We start from the raw sequence: 16,277 nt of genomic DNA on the forward strand, positions 1-16,277 counted from the left end.
ATGTTTTCGGCCCCGGCGAGGGCGGCTTGACGCGATTGTCCCCTCGGGTATTGGCATGTGGCGTGACGCATCTCACGTCACGAAGTCTTATGCGATGAATTGACGGGTGTTGTCACGTCAAATTGACAACACGCGACAGGCGTGATGAGGAGAATGGTGACCGTGCGGTTTCCCTTGACGAGCCGTCGGCTGTGGCCGACAGAAGGTACCGAGTCATGAAACGAGTGCTGATTGTGGAAGACCACGCCGATATCCGGTCGCTGGTTCGCTTTTCACTCGAAATGGAAGACCTTGATGTCCACGAGGCCGAGAACGGCGATGTCGGGCTGGAGATGGTCTCCAGCCTTCAGCCGGATGTGATCTTGCTGGACGTGATGATGCCTGGTCTGCTTGATGGTTTTGCCGTGTGCAGGCGTATCAAGGCGGATCCTGATTTGAGCCGCATCCGGGTGGTGATGCTCACCGCCCTGGGCCAGCAGGCTGACAGGGAGGACGGGATGGAGGCCGGTGCCGACGCCTATCTGACCAAGCCTTTCAGCCCGGCACAACTGGTCAGCACGGTCAGGGATCAGCTCGGGGCCTGACAAAGGCGCACGATGTGCTTCATGGAAAGCAAAAAACCCTGGCAGGGGGCTGACCAGGGTTTTGTGTTTGGCGTGAGCTTGCTGATGGCCTTGGCGCCTCAGAACGGGATGTCGTCATCCATGTCATCGAAGCCAGTCGATGACTTCGGTGCTGGCGCCGGTGCTGCCGGGCGTTGGGCTGCGGCAGGGCGCGCTGTTGGACGGCTGGGGGCAGAAGGCGCTTCCTGGCTGTAGTCATCGCCACCACCCTGGTTACCGCCGCCGTAGCCACCGCCGCCACCGCCTTCGCGCCCACCCAGCAGTTGCATCTGCTCGGCGACGATTTCGGTGGTGTAGTTGTCCTTGCCGTCTTTGTCCTGCCACTTGCGAGTCTTCAGGCGGCCTTCCACGTACACGGGGCGCCCCTTTTTGAGGTACTCGCCGGCGATTTCGGCCAGGCGGTCATAGAACACCACACGGTGCCATTCGGTTTCCTCGACCTTGTCGCCGCTGTTCTTGTCCTTCCAGTTGCGCGTGGTGGCAACCGAAACGTTACAGACAGCTGCACCATTGGGGGTGTAGCGCACTTCGGGGTCGCGACCCAGGTTGCCGATAAGGATGACTTTGTTGATGGAGGCCATGGCCTGATTCCTGAAAGCTGAAGGTTGGTTAAATAAGGTGCCGTTAGTTAGCAGCACGATTATCACCGCGATCAGGATTCGGCTTTTCCCTCAGGGGAGGGCGCCCGCACGGGGGCTCCACATGGCGGGAAATTCGCCTTATAGGCCTGTGGGATCAACCCAGCTTGAAGCGCGAGGCCTGCTCAGCCAGCTTCAGGCTCTGGTGGCGTAATTCCTTGGCGGCATGGGCCACCTGTACGACCAGATCGCTGGTCTTGTCGCTGTTGTCATTGACCGTGTGCAAGGTATTGGTCATGAGTTCGGCGTTGCTGCGGCCATTGGCCGTCACATCGGCCAGTTTGCTCAGAATCCGTCCCATCTCGTTCACATTGGCCTCCGTCGAAAGTACGGCCTCCACGGTTCCCCGGGCGATTTCCTGCCCTTGCGCGATCTCGTTGGTGGAGTCGCCCACGACCTTGTTGATCTGTGCGGCGGCATCTGCCACCCGCTGGGCCAGGCTGCGAACCTCGCTGGCGACTACCGCAAAGCCCTTGCCCGCCGTGCCAGCCTTGGCAGCTTCGACGGATGCATTGAGTGCGAGCAGGTTGGTCTGAAAGGCAATGCCGTCGATCAGGCTGACGATCTTGCCGATCTCCCGGCTGCGACCTTGCAGGCTGTCGATCACGTCTGCCAGATGGGTCATGGCGCGTCGGCTGCGGCCCGCATCGGCCGTGACATCCCGGGCGCGGTCCACAGCTTGTGCCACGCATTGCTGGTTGGCCTCCAGGTAATCCAGGGTCGCGGCAATGCCCTGCTGGAGGCCGGACATGGCTTCGCTGGCATGCTGAATACGCTGGGCCAGATCCTCGCTGGCGGTGGAAATGTCGCCGGATGCGTGTGAAACCGATGCGACGCCGCGTCGTACGACGGTGAACAGGTCAGCCAGCCGCGACAGCGAGGTGCGCAGACTGCGCAGGGTCTGGGCAACCTCGTCCTCGCCGAGCGCCGCTGCACGGCTGGAAAGGTCGCCTCTGGCCATCCGGGCGACTTCGGACTGGATCAGTTGCATGCCGCCGCGCATCACCCTGGAGAAGGCTGTCATCACGTAGATGGCCATGACCACCCCCAGCAGCACCATCGCAGAAAGCCAGCTCATGCGCTTGCCTACCTGTGCCTCATTGAGGGTCAGCGAAGCATCGAGTTGGGCCAGACAGTCTTCGCGGAGCCGTTGCACTTCCTTGTGGACATCTTGGGAAGTCACATGGGCCTGCGCCATGTCGACCGTGGCATTGGCATCCAGCGCGAAGGCACGCATGTCCTTGGCGAATTGCTCGCCGTTGGTGAACACGGGTTCCGATCCCTTGACGCACTGCATCCCTGACAGGTTGGTGATGCGGCTTGCATGCCCCTTGATGTGGGCCAGCGTTTCCTTGACGTCGTCTGCGGCAAGGAGTGTGGGTTCGATGGCGCTCCCCCCACGGTCAGCATCTTTGAGCAAGCCAATCAATCGGGCATGCAATTGGTAGAGAGCCTCGTCCAGATGGGGTAGCAAATCGGTTGCCAGTTCGCCGACGAGGTGTATGTGCTGATTCTGGCTGACGTTCAGATGAGCGCCATCACTGACGACGGTGCTCAGTTGGCGAGCGAGCTCGATGAATGCCGTGTGCATCTCGGCCCGTGTCTTGTTGGCGGGGGGCGGTGCATTCAGATGAACGTAGGCTTGGCTGAGCCTATGCCATGCCTCTTTGGATGAGAGCTTGTCGCCGAGTTGGTCTTGCGCATCTGCCAGGCGCTGGTAGCTGCTTTCGATATCCCGCAGCCATTGGGCATCGGCGGCCTTGTCCAGCTCTGCCTTGGTGTTTTCCAGGGCGGAACGCCGGGGAATGACGGCCGTGATCAGCTTGTCGATCTTGTGGACGTAATCCCAGCCCTCACGCTGAAGCTGGGCTCTTTGGTAGTCGTGCCACTGGTCGCTCAACTGAACGCTGACGACAAAACTGGTCGGGACGGCAAAGGCCGCCGCCACCAGCAAAGCCTTGTAGCGGAAGTTCACATCCCGCATGAGGCGCACCAGTGGCGCGAGCACGCCGTGATAACGGAAGTACTCCCTGAACGCAGACACGACATTTCCCTGGCGCCAGATCGCCATCCGCTGGCCCCATTGGGCCGGGAGCTTGAAGGGTTGCGTCATCGTTGCCTATCCTGATTCGGCGCGACATGGACATGCCCGCACCCGGTCTGTGGTCTGTCTTTATCGGGAGACTGATGAGATTGTTGAGTGATATCTCGCTCCACAAGATGGAATAAATGCGGCGAGATACCGGCTTTATTACACACATAGGCCCCGCCCCCTTGCTTCAAGATTGGCAACATCAAGTCGAAGACCGGCAGTACCTCGGCTGTTTTCCATCCAGGCAGTTTCTTCCGGTGTGTTCAACAAATGGCATCTCAAGCATCCACGGATTCCAATCCGAATGACGGCGCCACCTCTGCCCAGAACTCGGGTAGTTGGGCGCCAGCCGTGATGGCATCTTGCCTGGTCATGCTGGCCGCTCAATCTGTGACGTGGACGGATGTCAGTCCCCTTGTCACCGGTGGTCTGGGCGCACTGGTCACCTTGTTTGTCATTCGCTTGATGACCCGATTTCCTGGCGGGCTGCAAGTGGCACCGCCGTCCAATGGTGCCCCGCTGGTGGGCGAGGTTCTGCCCGTCTGGCGCCGCCAGATTGACAGTGCGCGCAGTCACTCTGAAGAGAGCGTGGGCAATATCCTTGCTTCATTTGGCTCCATTTCAGGGCGCCTGGATCAGGCCATTCAGATGACGCAAGGCAATCAATTGTCCTTGAGCAGTCACAGCGCTGACGAGATGGTTCAGCGCAACGAAGCAGCCTTGCTTCAAATGCTGGAACCCATGCGCGAGGCCATGCAGGCCAGAGACCAGGTCTACGCCAAGCTGGACATGCTCAGCGAGGCCATGAGCGATCTTCGCCAGATTTCCTTGCAGATCAAGCAACTCGCCCGCCGGACCAATATGGTGGCCCTGAACGCCTCTGTAGAGGCCAGTCGCGCTGGCGAGCGTGGCAGCGGCTTCATGGTGGTGGCGCAAGAAGTGCGTCAACTGGCCACGCAGTCTGGTGATGCGGCCAACAAGATGATGTCACGCACTAACGGCATTGACCTCGAACTGCAGGAGCTGCGCAATCGCGCAGCAGCACAGGACAGCAGCGATGAGGCCCTGCGTGATCAGGCCGCCGCGAATGCACGGCAGGTGATCAGCGGCCTCTTGAACAGCCTTGGCGACATGAATCGCTCATCGCGCGAGCTGCAGGAAGCCGGCGCGGCCGTACATGACGAGTTCGAACGCGTGTTGATGAACTTCCAGACACAGGATCGCCTCAGCCAGATGCTGTGTTGCGTGATGGATGACATCAACCGATTGAACGATTGGTTGCAGCAAGGCGGTGACCTGAGTGCCGCTCAGGCCGGCGAATGGCTGGCAAGACTGGACGCGAGCTACACGATGGAAGAGCAGCGGTCAGAACATCATGGCAACACTTCCATCCAGCGGGAAACCGCCGTTGAGTTTTTCTAAAGGGACTCACCACCATGAGCAAGACTATTCTCATCATCGACGACTCTGGCAGCTTTCGACAGGTCGTGAAGATGGCCCTTCAAAAGGCCAGCTATGAGGTTGTGGAAGCGGTTGACGGGAAGGATGCCTGCGCCAAGCTGGACGGACGCAAGCTCAACCTGATCGTCTGTGACGTCAACATGCCCAATATGGATGGCCTGGCTTTCGTCAAGCACCTCAAGACGACGAACTACAAGTTCACGCCGGTGATCATGTTGACGACGGAGTCTCAGGAATCCAAGAAGGCCGAAGGTCGCGCTGCGGGCGTTCGCGCCTGGGTGACCAAGCCGTTCCAGCCTTCACAGCTGGTGGATGCCGTGGCCAAGCTCTGCGCAGCCTGAACGTGATTCGGAGGTGCCGATATGACGACGACAGCAGCCTGCCTGGCAGGTGAGTGGACCATACACGCCATTGCCCAGCAGCGAGAAGCCATGCTGGCCCTGGTCAATGACGGACATATCGCGTTCGACACCTCAGGCATCACGGACATGGACAGCGCGGGCTTGCAGCTTTTGCTGTCAGCGCAGCGCAGCGTGGCCCTGCAGGGTCAGGAGCTCAAGCTGCTGCAGTTGAGCAACGCCGTCAAAAGTGTGCTGGCGGTCTATGGACTGGATGCGAGTCTGCATTCGATCCATCCCGAAGAAGAGGTGGTGGAATGAGTCAGATCGATCCAAGTGATGAAGAGATCCTGGCCATAGCCAGAGAGGGCTTTCTGGATGAGGCTCGTGAGATGCTTCGTCAGTTCGAAGAATCCCTGCTGGCGCTGGATGATGATCCAGGAGATCAGGAAACCCTGAACTCCGCCTTCCGTGCGGCGCATACGATCAAGGGTACGGCCGGCTTGTTCGGGTGTGATCGTGTCGTGGCCTTCACGCACGATGTCGAAACCCTGCTGGAGGCGGTTCGCTCTGGCCAATATCAGCTCAATGAAGAGGCCATGGCGCTGCTGCTGAGCAGTCGCGATCAGATGGAGGCCTTGCTGGGCGATGTCAGTTCGGCCACGGGTGATCCGGATCTCCAAGCCATGAGCAAGGAGTTGAGCGCCGACTTGCGCGCACTGCTGGGTGGCTCTGGCGAGAAGAAGGCAGATGCCGCGGGCGCGTCCGTTACCTCCGCTCTGGCCGAGCAGGCTGGATCAGATCGCTTGTGGCGCATCTGGGTTCAGTTCGGCCGCGATGCCTTGCGCAATGGTCTGGATCCGTTGTCCTTCTTGCGTTACCTGTCAACGCAAGGTGAGATCCGCAAGGTCAAGGTGCTGTCCAGCCAGGTACCGGATTTGCAAGCCCTGGATGCGGAAGAGTGCTACCTTGGTTTCGAAGCGCATTACCACACCAGCGGAGACCGAGAGGCCATTGCCAGCGTGTTCGAGTTCGCCGTAGATGACTGCGAGCTGCACATCGACCCCTTGTCGCCAAGCCCCGGTATCGACGTTGCTGCTGTCATTGCCGTGACGGCAGAACTGGTGGAAGATGCCGAGGCCGATGTCGTGACTGTCGCCGAGGTGGTGGATGAGGCTCAGCCGGCCGATCGACGCGCGGCATCCGGCGATCGCCGAAAGTCTTCGCGCGATCGCCGCAGTGACGAGACGCGATTCGTGCGCGTGCAAGCTGACAAACTTGATCGCCTGATTGACCTGGTAGGCGAGTTGGTGATTGCAAGCTCGGGTGCCCAGTTGGTGGCCCAGCAAGAGGGTTCCAGTACGTTTGCCGAAGCCGCCCTGCGTATTCGCACGCTGGTTGAATCGGCAAGAGATGGCGCATTGGCGTTGCGCATGGTCCCTATCGGTGAAACCTTCGCGCGCTTCCATCGCGTGGTGCGGGACGTGAGCAAGCAACTGGGCAAGCAAGTCGAATTGCAGATCACGGGCGCAGACACCGAACTGGACAAGTCCATGGTCGAGGTGATTGCCGATCCGCTGATGCATCTGGTTCGTAACAGCCTGGATCATGGTCTGGAGACTACCGAGGAGCGTCTTGCCGCGGGCAAGCCCGAGCGCGGCGTGATCGCGCTGCACGCCTACCATGAGGGTGGGCAGGTGATGATCGAGGTCACCGATGATGGCCGAGGTCTCAATCGCGAGCGCATCTTGAAGAAGGCCATCGAGCGTGGTCTGGTTCGTGTGGATCAGGTCTTGTCTGATCACGAGATTGACCAGTTGATCTGCGCTCCCGGCTTTTCTACTGCAGATCAGGTCACGGACATCTCAGGCCGCGGCGTGGGCATGGATGTGGTCAAGCGCAGCATTGAATCTTTGCGCGGCCAGATGCAACTGGCCAGCGAATGGGGCCGCGGCACGACCACCCAGATCCGCCTGCCGCTGACCTTGGCCATCATCGATGGTTTCCTGACCAGTGTAGGCAGTACTTACTACGTGCTGCCCATGGAAATCGTTTCGGAGTGCATCGAGGTGCCGCCTGAATGTGGCCTGAGCCCCGATGCCGGTGTGGGTTATTTCAACCTGCGTGGTGAAGTGCTGCCCTACTTCGACATTGCCTTGCTGCACAAGGTCAAGCCCGCGCTCAACGGGCGACGCAGCCTGGTTGTGGCAAGGGATGGCAATACTCGCATTGGCTTGATTGTGGACAAATTACACGGCGAATACCAGACCGTGATCAAACCGCTGAGCAGTCTTTTCCGTCATCTGCGTGCCATCGCTGGCTCCACCATCCTGGGGTCTGGCGACGTGGCGCTCGTGCTGGATGTGCCCGCGCTGGTCAGCTATGCAGTGGAGGCCACCCGACCGGGCGGCGGCGGGCGCACACCGTTCAGTTTGAACTCAAACGGCAGTACCGAGCAGGTCCAGCGGATCAGCTGACCGCCCCTCAACGCAAGCACACACGGACATACCATGCGTACCAACCTTCCCATTACTCAGCAAGAGTACGTGCTCCGCGACGGGGCCACGATCGTTTCCAAAACAGATCTCAAAGGCAAGATCACCTACATCAACGATGACTTCCTGGAAGCCAGCGGTTTCACGACGCCGGAGTTGATCGGTCAGCCCCACAACCTGGTGCGGCACCCGGACATGCCGGAAGAGGCCTTTGCCGACCTGTGGAAGACGTTGCAGGCAGGCAAGCCCTGGACGGGCCTGGTCAAGAACCGCCGAAAGAATGGTGACCACTATTGGGTGGTAGCCAACGCCACGCCCATCCGTGAGGGCAATTCGGTGACCGGCTACATGTCGGTTCGCACGCGCCCTACGCGTGAACAGATTGAGGCCGCCGATGGCCTCTACAAGCTGTTCAAGGAAGGGAAGGCCAGCGGCTGGGCCATTGTGGAAGGCAACGGTGTGCGAACGGGCGTGCTGGCCAATCTCAACGTATTTGGCAAGATGTGGGCGAATGCTGGCATCGGCTCCAAGGTCGCCATGCTGGGCGGTTTGTCCGCCTTGACCGTCGCCGGCGCGGTATGTGCTGCGTTGCACCCGAGTGCGGTCACAATGGCTTCGCCCGTGTTCACGGGCTTGCTGACCCTCTTTGGAGGCTACAAATTGAGTGCCCGTCTAGGCGGCATGCTCAAGGCCGCTGAAGCGCATCTGGAGCGCTATGGTCAGGGCAGTTTTGATGGCATCGTGGCGTCCGACGGGCATGATCAGGCATCCGCCATGATGATGTCCCTGCGTCGTGTTCAGACCCGCTTGGGCTTCGAGTTTGCGGATACGAAGAAGCGGGCAGAGGCCACCGCGCGCATCCAGCAAGCGCTTGATGTGGCGGCCACCAACATGATGGTGGCGGATGCCGACTACAACATCATCTACGCCAACGCGTCTCTCAACGAGATGCTCAAAGTGGCTGAAGCCGATATCCGCAAGGATTTGCCACGCTTTGATTCGTCGCGCCTGCTGGGCACGAACATCGACGAGTTCCACAAGAACCCGGCACATCAACGTGGTTTGCTGGATCGACTCAATCAGACGCACAACACGCGCCTGACCGTGGGTGGCCGTCGCTTTGACCTGATCCTCAATCCCATCAAGGGTGAGGACGGAAAGAGGTTAGGCGTGGTCGTTGAGTGGAAGGACATGACCGACATCCTGGCAGCGCAAGAGCGCGAACAGAAGCTGGCTGCCGAAAATTCACGAGTGAAGCAGGCGCTGGATACCTGCTCGACCAACGTCATGATCGCCGATGCCGATGGCAACATCGTGTACACGAACACGTCGGTCGTGGCCATGATGCGCCGCAACGAATCCGAGCTGCGCAAGTCGCTGCCCCAATTCAACGCAAACCGCATAGTGGGTACCAACTTCGACAGTTTCCACAAGAACCCTGCGCACCAGCGCAATCTGCTGGGTAGCCTCAAGAGCGAATACAAGACGCAAATCAAGGTCGAGGGCCTGATCTTCGCCTTGACTGCCAACCCCATCAACGACGAGCAGGGCAATCGCCTTGGCACCGTGGTGGAATGGAAGGATCGCACAGCTGAAGTCAACGCTGAAAACGAGATCAGCAATCTGGTCAATGGTGCGACGCAGGGCGATTTCTCGCAACGCATGGTGCTGGAAGGCAAGGAGCCCTTCTTCCGCCTGATGGGTGAGAAGTTCAATGACCTGATCGACACGGTGAGCAAGACCATCGTCGAGGTGCGTGTGGCGGCCGAGCAGTTGACCTCAGCGTCTGGGCAGGTGTCTGAAACATCGCAATCGCTGTCCCAGTCGGCTGCCTCGCAAGCTGCCAGCGTGGAGCAAACCAGCGCCTCTTTGCAGGAAATGGCCGCCTCGGTCAAGCAGAACGCCGACAGCGCCATGGTGACAGACGGCATGGCCACCAAGGCGGCACAGGAGGCCATGGAAGGCGGTGAGGCCGTGACCCGTACTGTGGAAGCGATGCAGGAAATCGCCAAGAAGATCTCCATCATCGATGACATCGCCTACCAGACCAACCTGCTGGCGCTGAATGCGGCCATTGAAGCCGCTCGTGCGGGTGAGCATGGCCGTGGTTTTGCTGTGGTGGCGGCTGAAGTGCGCAAACTGGCCGAGCGAAGCCAGGTGGCTGCGCAGGAGATCGGTCAGTTGGCTGGTTCCAGCGTGAACCTGGCCGTGAAGGCCGGTGATTTGCTCAAGCAGATGGTGCCTTCCATCCACAAGACCAGCGAGCTGGTGCAGGAGATTGCGGCGGCATCTGGGGAACAGTCCGATGGCGTGGCCCAGATCAATGGCGCCATGGACCACCTCAACGGTGCTACCCAGCAAAACGCATCGGCTGCCGAGCAACTGTCGGCTACATCCGAAGAGCTGTCCGCGCAAGCAACGGAGTTGCAGAGCCTGATGGCCTATTTCAAGCTCAAGGACGAGCAGGGCCATCGTTCATCTTCCCCTGCAACGCAGAACCACATGGCGACCACGACGAGCCGACCCAACGCACCGGCCCGTCCGAATGCGGCGCCGCATCGTCAAACCACCTCCATGGCTCAACCCGGGGCGCATGCCGACGTGGATGAGTCGCACTTTGCCCACTTTTAATTCGGCCCCATCAGCTGAGCAGACCTTCAGGAGTCCATCACCATGAATTCGATCTTGTCCAGAATGATGTTGTGGCAGAAGTTTGCCCTACTCGCCAGCATCGGGGCAGTCCTTTGCGCTGTGCCCACTGCGCTGTATTTGACGGCCACGCAGGCCAGCATCAACAGTACACGTCTGGAAATATCGGGCGCTGAGGTGATCAAGGTGATGCTGCCACTCACGGATGCCATCAACCATGCCAAGGTGGTGCCCGAGACCAGCCCGGATCACAACAGCACCTGGAACAAGATGGGGTCACAGATTGACGCCATTGATGCGGCCCTGAAGTTGCACAAGGGCGATCTGGATCTGGCTGCCGATATCGGTGAGGTCAAGGGCACGTACGCCACCCTGCAGACAGAGTTGCAAAAGGTGGGGCGCACATCCGAAAAGGCTGAGAACGCGCTGGCAGAAAGCGTGAGCGGCCTGATCTCTCAGACGCTGGACAAGAGCGGTCTTACCCTGGACCCTGATGGCGATTCGTATTACATGATGGCCTTGACGACGGACATCATGCTGCAGGTTGGCGACTACTTCAGCCGCACGCAGCAAGCCAACGACAGCCTGGCGTCAACTGAGCGCGGCAATGCCTTGCTCGCCAAGCAGGCTTACGCCGAGCGCTACTTCGCACAGGTCCACGTCGAGGAAATCCAGGAATTGGCCAACAAGGTGGTGAGGTTCAACCCCGGTCTGAAGACCGAGGTGGACGTCACGAAGCTGGTCGATCAACTGCATGCCACCTTGGATTTGGCTGAAAAGGTACTGGCCAGCGACAAGCCTGAACTGGGTGAGCAAAAGGCGCTCTCTGCGCGTTTGGCGCAAGATGTGCAGGCCCTGCGGGTTGCACGCGATCCGGGGGTGACGGTGTTGATCCGTTTGCTCAATGAACGTGAAGGCCGACTGACCCAGTCTCGGCTGTTCCTGACCGGAGGGTTGTTGGCTTTGATCCTGATCGCCGTGGCCATGGGTTTCGCGGTGGTTCGTTCGGTGACCAGGCCCATTGTTCGCGCCATCGGTGCAGCCAATGCGGTCAAGGATGGTCAGCTCGATGGTGTGATCGACATTCAGGGCACCGACGAGTCTGCGCAACTGCTCACCGCCATCAAGGGTATGCAGGTCAGCTTGCGTGAGCGCAATCAACGTGATGCCATCGTGTTGGCCGAGAACACTCGCATCCGCCAGGCATTGGACGTGGCCACGACCAATGTGATGGTGGCCGATGGCGACTACAACATCGTGTATGCCAATGAGGCACTCAAGGGCATGCTCAAGGTCGCGGAATCTGATCTGCGCAAGGACCTGCCAAGGTTTGATTCGGCTCGTGTCATTGGCAGCAACATTGACGAGTTCCACAAGAACCCTGCCCATCAGCGAGGCATGTTGGATCGCTTGTCCAGCACCCATGTGACGCGACTGACCATCGGTGGTCGCCGTTTCGATCTGACCGTCAACCCGATTCGTGATCAGCGTGGCGAGCGCCTGGGCATGGTCGTGGAGTGGAAGGACATGACCGAAGTCCTGGCTGCGCAAGAACGTGAACACAAGCAGGCGGCAGAAAATGCCCGCGTCAAACAGGCCCTGGATACCTGCTCGACCAACGTGATGATTGCCGATGCCGATGGCAACATCATCTACACCAATGCTTCCGTGATGGCGATGCTCGGCCGCAATGAAGCCGAGTTGCGCAAGACCCTGCCGCAGTTCGCCGCGAGCCGTGTGGTGGGCAGCAACTTTGACAGCTTCCACAAGAACCCGGCGCACCAGCGTAATTTGCTGGGCATGATCAAGGGTGAGCACAAGTCGCAAATCAAGGTGGGCACGCTGCACTTCAGCCTGATCGCCAATCCGATCAGCGATGAGAAGGGTGTCCGTCTGGGTACGGTTGTCGAGTGGAAGGACCGCACCGCCGAGGTGCTGGCCGAACAGGAAGTGACCGATCTGGTGGATGGCGCCACGCAAGGCGACTTCTCCCGCCGCATGGCATTGGAAGGCAAGGAGCCCTTCTTCCGTCTGATGGGCGAAAAGTTCAATGACCTGATCGACACGGTCAGCAAGACCATCGTGGAGGTGCGCGTCTCTGCCGAGCAGTTGACGTCTGCAGCCAACCAGGTGTCGGAAACCTCTCAGTCCTTGTCGCAGTCTGCTGCTTCACAAGCGGCCAGTGTGGAGCAGACGAGTGCTTCGTTGCAGGAAATGGCCGCGTCCGTCAAGCAGAACGCCGACAGCGCCATGGTCACCGATGGCATGGCCACCAAGGCAGCCAAGGAGGCGATGGAAGGTGGTGATGCCGTGACACGTACGGTAGACGCCATGCAGGAAATTGCCAAGAAGATCTCGATCATTGATGACATTGCCTACCAGACCAACCTGTTGGCCTTGAATGCCGCTATCGAAGCGGCACGAGCCGGCGAACACGGCCGCGGCTTTGCCGTGGTGGCCGCTGAAGTGCGCAAGCTGGCAGAACGCAGCCAGGTGGCTGCGCAGGAAATCGGTCAGTTGGCTGGCTCCAGCGTGAACCTGGCAGAAAAGGCTGGCGATTTGCTCAAGCAGATGGTGCCGTCGATCAACAAGACCAGCGAGCTGGTTCAGGAGATTGCCGCCGCATCGGGCGAGCAGTCCGATGGTGTGGCGCAGATCACCGGTGCGATGGATCACCTCAACGGCGCCACGCAGCAAAACGCATCGGCGGCCGAGCAGTTGTCGGCCACGTCGGAAGAACTGTCGGCGCAGGCCACGCAGTTGCAAGGCTTGATGGGCTACTTCAAGTTGAGGGAAGAGGCCGGTGGCGCTCGCCAGCCACGGGAGGCACGCCCCGCAGCAACGAGCAGCAATCGCCCGATGGCCTCGGCCCGACCCGCATCCAACAGCGGCCGCGTGGGTCAGTCTTCGCCCAATATGGCCAACAGACATGCCAGTTCGGATGCCGTTGATGAATCCCACTTTGCTCACTTCTGATCATGGACACGACACTGCCAGCCGTCCTGGATGCGGCGCCCTCATCCAGTCAAGTTGAGCTGATTGCGGCCAAGCAGTACCTGTGCCTGGCTGTAGGCCGGGAGACCTATGCCGTTGGCATTGACATGGTGCGCGAGATCCTGGAGGTGGGGCGCATGACGCCGCTCCCCCTGACACCAGAGTTTGTTCGCGGGGTGATGAACCTGCGCGGCGCGGTGGTGCCCGTGATCGATCTGAAGGCCCGCTTTGGAGCCGAGCAGGCCGTGATCGGCCGGCGCAGCAGTGTGGTGATCGTGGAGACCGATCACAAGGATCAGGATGGACCCCTGGTGGTCGGCGTCTTGGTGGATGGTGTCTCCGAGGTGCTGGAGATCGCCGATCAGGACATCGAACCGGTGCCTGCACTGGGCACGCGCATTCCGCGCGAATTTCTACAAGGCATGGCCAAAGCCAAGGGCACTTTGCTGTCAATTCTGGATGCCGATCGCATCCTGGCACGCGACACCATGGCCACACTGATCGCGGGCCACATCACACACTGATGCGTAGATACAGCCCGCCCTTGGCGCGCACGAACAAGGTAAAGCCACATGCAACTGTCAGAACGCTCCTTCAACGTGGTGGCCGAGGTGTTTCACCGTGTATCCGGCATACGCCTGGTGCCGGCCAAGCGCCAACTGGTCATCGGACGCTTGCAGAAGCTGGCGTCCGAAAAGGGCCTGAGCAGCCTGGACGAATATGTCGACAAAGTCATCAAGGCCGGTGATGAGTCCGAGCTCGTTCGCGTGGTGGACCGACTGACCACCAACGAGACCTATTTTTTCCGCGAACCCGCTCATTTCGAGTTTCTGGCGGAACTGGTTGCCAAACGTCGCCCGGGCCAGGAGTTCCGGGTATGGAGCGCGGCCAGCTCATCGGGTGAAGAGGCCTACAGCATCGCCATGCTGCTGGCCGACAAGATCGGGCCCAGCGGATGGAAGATCGTGGGAACCGACCTGTCTACCGCCATGGTGGATGCAGCCCGCAAAGCCTTGTATCCCATGGAGCGTGCACGCAATACCAGTGCGCAATACCTCAAGCGCTTTTGCATGAGAGGCTCTGGCCCTTACGATGGGCAACTGCTGGTGAGCAAGGAGCTTCGTGCCAATGTGAGTTTCGAGCAGGCCAATCTGATGCAGCCTTTGCCAGACATCGGCAAGTTCGATGTCGTGTTCCTGCGCAATGTGCTGATCTACTTCGAGCCCGATGCCAAGCTGGACATCGTGCGCCGCGTGTCCCCTCTGATCAAGCCGGGTGGCTACCTGTTCACGGGGCATTCCGAATCGCTGAGCAACCTGCCGACTGGCCTGACCAACGTGAAGCCTGCCGTCTATGCTAGAACTTGACAGCAAGGGCCCAGCCCGCATCAAACATCACAGCGGCGAGAAGGTCTTCCTTCTGCCGGGGCAGTGGTACTTCGGTCATACAGGTGCCACGGTCAAGACCTTGCTCGGTTCGTGCATTGCCGTCACCTTGTGGCATCCCAAGCGTCACATGGGGGGCATGTGTCACTTTTTGTTGCCTACGCGCCCGCGCACCCCGGACGGCTCGCTCGACGGCCGTTTCGGCGACGAAGCGGTGGAGCTGCTGGCGCATGAAATCAAGAAATCAGGCACCAAAACCCAGGATTACGAAGTACACCTTTACGGTGGAGCTGACACCATGCCTGATCAGGCCAAGGTGAAGTTCAACATCGGCGAGCGCAACGTGGAGAAAGCCTGGGAGATCATCGACAAGTATGGCTTCCAGCTCCAGTGTGTCGACGTCGGTGGCAACGAACCGCGCAACGTGACGATTGATCTGACCAATGGCCAGGTGGTATTGAGGCGCGGCAATCCCCATACAGCCAGGAAAGGGTGATCTCATGAGCGAGATCAAGGTCATGATCGTTGACGACTCGGCCATTGTGCGCAAGCACCTGGGCGATGTGCTGACCAAGGCGGGCATTCATGTCATCGCCACGGCGGCCGACCCCTTGTTTGCCATGCAGCGCATGAAGACCAACTGGCCAGACGTGTTGGTGCTGGACGTCGAGATGCCGCGCATGGACGGCATCACCTTTCTCAAGCAGGTGATGGCAGAGCGCCCGACACCCGTCGTGATGTGCTCCACCCTGACGGAGAAAGGCGGCCAGACCACCATGCAGGCTCTGGCTGCGGGCGCGGTGAGCTTTGTCACCAAGCCCAAGATGGGTTTGAAGGACTTTCTGGAAGACGACAGCAATGGCATTGTGAATGCCGTGCGTGCCGCTGCCAAGGCCAATATGTCTGCCCTCAGGCGGGCCACCCCAGGCCTGCCCAAGCCTGGCGCGGCGCGCGCTGCGGTGGTCGCGTCGCCTCAGGAGGCCATGGCAGAAACCACCGATCGCGTGATCGCTGTGGCCATTTCGACTGGTGGGGTACAGACCATTGAAGCCGTGTTGACCAGGCTGCCCCGAACGGTGCCCGGCATGGTCATCGTGCAGCACATGCCGCCCAACTTCACCGCCAGCCTGGCTGCCCGCCTCAACGGCTTGTGTGATCTGGAAGTCATGGAAGCAAAAGATGGTGATCGTGTCATCAACGGTCGTGTACTTTTCGCCCCTGGCGGCAGGCACATGCGCCTCAAGCGCAGTGGTGCGCAGTACGTGGTGGAAGTCTTTGATGGCCCCTTGGTGAATCACCACAGGCCCAATGCCGATGTCTTGCTCAAGTCCGTGGCGCAATGCGCCGGCAGGAATGCGATCGGTGTGGTCATGACCGGCATGGGTGACGACGGTGCGCGTGGCCTTCGAGAGATGTTCAATGCGGGTGCCAGAACGGCGGCACAGGATGAGGCCAGTTGCGTGGTGTTCGGCATGCCCAGAGAAGCGATCAAACATGGTGGGGCGCAGCAGGTCGTCAGCCTGGATGACATGCCATCCTGGCTCATGGCCGCGGCACGATCGGTCGTGGCCAGCGCTTGAGCAGAACTAGCAAATTGAAGTG

Annotated in this window: 13 protein-coding genes and 1 pseudogene; 12 read left to right on the plus strand and 2 right to left on the minus strand. The window is 59.9% G+C overall.

Annotated elements, in window-relative coordinates; all coding sequences use genetic code 11:
- Window positions 1-215: 215 nt before the first annotated feature.
- Window positions 216-584 carry a response regulator gene (locus tag HY836_RS10575; RefSeq protein ID WP_290676115.1) on the plus strand — a complete coding sequence of 123 codons (369 nt, stop codon included), beginning with the start codon at window positions 216-218 and terminating at the stop codon, window positions 582-584.
- A gap of 98 nt (window positions 585-682) precedes the next feature.
- Here the strand turns inward: HY836_RS10575 and ssb are convergent, their stop codons facing one another.
- Together ssb and HY836_RS10585 are read right to left on the minus strand one after the other, a co-directional pair.
- A complete protein-coding gene (ssb, locus tag HY836_RS10580) occupies window positions 683-1,204 on the minus strand; it encodes a single-stranded DNA-binding protein (protein ID WP_290676116.1) in 522 nt (173 codons plus the stop codon).
- 154 nt (window positions 1,205-1,358) lie between these two features.
- On the minus strand, window positions 1,359-3,374 hold the full coding sequence (locus HY836_RS10585) for a methyl-accepting chemotaxis protein (protein WP_290676117.1): 2,016 nt from the start codon (window positions 3,372-3,374) through the stop codon (window positions 1,359-1,361).
- A gap of 249 nt (window positions 3,375-3,623) precedes the next feature.
- Here HY836_RS10585 and HY836_RS10590 point away from each other — a divergent pair, with 249 nt between their 5' ends.
- The 11 genes and pseudogenes from HY836_RS10590 to HY836_RS10645 all read left to right on the plus strand — a co-directional run bounded on the left by HY836_RS10590 (window position 3,624) and on the right by HY836_RS10645 (window position 16,255).
- A complete protein-coding gene (locus tag HY836_RS10590) occupies window positions 3,624-4,775 on the plus strand; it encodes a methyl-accepting chemotaxis protein (RefSeq protein WP_290676118.1) in 1,152 nt (383 codons plus the stop codon).
- A 14-nt stretch (window positions 4,776-4,789) separates the two neighbouring features.
- Complete coding sequence (locus HY836_RS10595; RefSeq protein ID WP_290676119.1) at window positions 4,790-5,155, plus strand: response regulator; 366 nt, start codon at window positions 4,790-4,792, stop codon at window positions 5,153-5,155.
- Window positions 5,156-5,176: 21 nt separating this feature from the next.
- Window positions 5,177-5,473, plus strand: a complete 297-nt coding sequence (locus HY836_RS10600; RefSeq protein WP_290676120.1) for a lipid asymmetry maintenance protein MlaB — start codon at window positions 5,177-5,179, stop codon at window positions 5,471-5,473.
- On the plus strand, window positions 5,470-7,629 hold the full coding sequence (locus HY836_RS10605; protein ID WP_290676121.1) for a chemotaxis protein CheA: 2,160 nt from the start codon (window positions 5,470-5,472) through the stop codon (window positions 7,627-7,629). The genes HY836_RS10600 and HY836_RS10605 overlap by 4 nt, the downstream gene beginning before the upstream one ends.
- 33 nt (window positions 7,630-7,662) lie before the next feature.
- Window positions 7,663-10,278: a methyl-accepting chemotaxis protein gene (locus tag HY836_RS18990; protein WP_367114678.1), complete on the plus strand. Its 2,616-nt coding sequence runs from the start codon at window positions 7,663-7,665 to the stop codon at window positions 10,276-10,278.
- 1,149 nt (window positions 10,279-11,427) lie between these two features.
- Window positions 11,428-11,820, plus strand: a pseudogene (locus tag HY836_RS10620) (PAS domain-containing protein); the annotation flags it as partial.
- Window positions 11,821-11,823: 3 nt separating this feature from the next.
- On the plus strand, window positions 11,824-13,272 hold the full coding sequence (locus HY836_RS18995) for a methyl-accepting chemotaxis protein (RefSeq protein WP_367114685.1): 1,449 nt from the start codon (window positions 11,824-11,826) through the stop codon (window positions 13,270-13,272).
- A gap of 2 nt (window positions 13,273-13,274) precedes the next feature.
- Window positions 13,275-13,814 carry a chemotaxis protein CheW gene (locus HY836_RS10630; RefSeq protein ID WP_290676122.1) on the plus strand — a complete coding sequence of 180 codons (540 nt, stop codon included), beginning with the start codon at window positions 13,275-13,277 and terminating at the stop codon, window positions 13,812-13,814.
- A gap of 48 nt (window positions 13,815-13,862) precedes the next feature.
- Complete coding sequence (locus HY836_RS10635) at window positions 13,863-14,657, plus strand: CheR family methyltransferase (protein ID WP_290676123.1); 795 nt, start codon at window positions 13,863-13,865, stop codon at window positions 14,655-14,657.
- Window positions 14,644-15,171 carry a chemotaxis protein CheD gene (locus HY836_RS10640; protein WP_290676124.1) on the plus strand — a complete coding sequence of 176 codons (528 nt, stop codon included), beginning with the start codon at window positions 14,644-14,646 and terminating at the stop codon, window positions 15,169-15,171. Before HY836_RS10635 ends, HY836_RS10640 begins: the two co-directional genes overlap by 14 nt.
- A 4-nt stretch (window positions 15,172-15,175) precedes the next feature.
- Entirely contained in the window at window positions 15,176-16,255 is a 1,080-nt protein-coding gene (locus HY836_RS10645) for a chemotaxis response regulator protein-glutamate methylesterase (protein WP_290676125.1), read from the plus strand.
- Window positions 16,256-16,277: the final 22 nt, after the last annotated feature.

Source organism: Aquabacterium sp., assembly GCF_016234775.1.
Classification (GTDB): Bacteria; Pseudomonadota; Gammaproteobacteria; order Burkholderiales; family Burkholderiaceae_C; genus Aquabacterium.

Bases quoted from the DNA above. Each gene is read 5' to 3' on its own strand.
- HY836_RS10575 (WP_290676115.1), top strand. From the start codon at position 216: ATGAAACGAGTGCTGATTGTGGAAGACCACGCCGATATCCGGTCGCTG.
- ssb (WP_290676116.1), bottom strand. From the start codon at position 1,204: ATGGCCTCCATCAACAAAGTCATCCTTATCGGCAACCTGGGTCGCGAC.
- HY836_RS10585 (WP_290676117.1), bottom strand. From the start codon at position 3,374: ATGACGCAACCCTTCAAGCTCCCGGCCCAATGGGGCCAGCGGATGGCG.
- HY836_RS10590 (WP_290676118.1), top strand. From the start codon at position 3,624: ATGGCATCTCAAGCATCCACGGATTCCAATCCGAATGACGGCGCCACC.
- HY836_RS10595 (WP_290676119.1), top strand. From the start codon at position 4,790: ATGAGCAAGACTATTCTCATCATCGACGACTCTGGCAGCTTTCGACAG.
- HY836_RS10600 (WP_290676120.1), top strand. From the start codon at position 5,177: ATGACGACGACAGCAGCCTGCCTGGCAGGTGAGTGGACCATACACGCC.
- HY836_RS10605 (WP_290676121.1), top strand. From the start codon at position 5,470: ATGAGTCAGATCGATCCAAGTGATGAAGAGATCCTGGCCATAGCCAGA.
- HY836_RS18990 (WP_367114678.1), top strand. From the start codon at position 7,663: ATGCGTACCAACCTTCCCATTACTCAGCAAGAGTACGTGCTCCGCGAC.
- HY836_RS18995 (WP_367114685.1), top strand. From the start codon at position 11,824: ATGACCGAAGTCCTGGCTGCGCAAGAACGTGAACACAAGCAGGCGGCA.
- HY836_RS10630 (WP_290676122.1), top strand. From the start codon at position 13,275: ATGGACACGACACTGCCAGCCGTCCTGGATGCGGCGCCCTCATCCAGT.
- HY836_RS10635 (WP_290676123.1), top strand. From the start codon at position 13,863: ATGCAACTGTCAGAACGCTCCTTCAACGTGGTGGCCGAGGTGTTTCAC.
- HY836_RS10640 (WP_290676124.1), top strand. From the start codon at position 14,644: ATGCTAGAACTTGACAGCAAGGGCCCAGCCCGCATCAAACATCACAGC.
- HY836_RS10645 (WP_290676125.1), top strand. From the start codon at position 15,176: ATGAGCGAGATCAAGGTCATGATCGTTGACGACTCGGCCATTGTGCGC.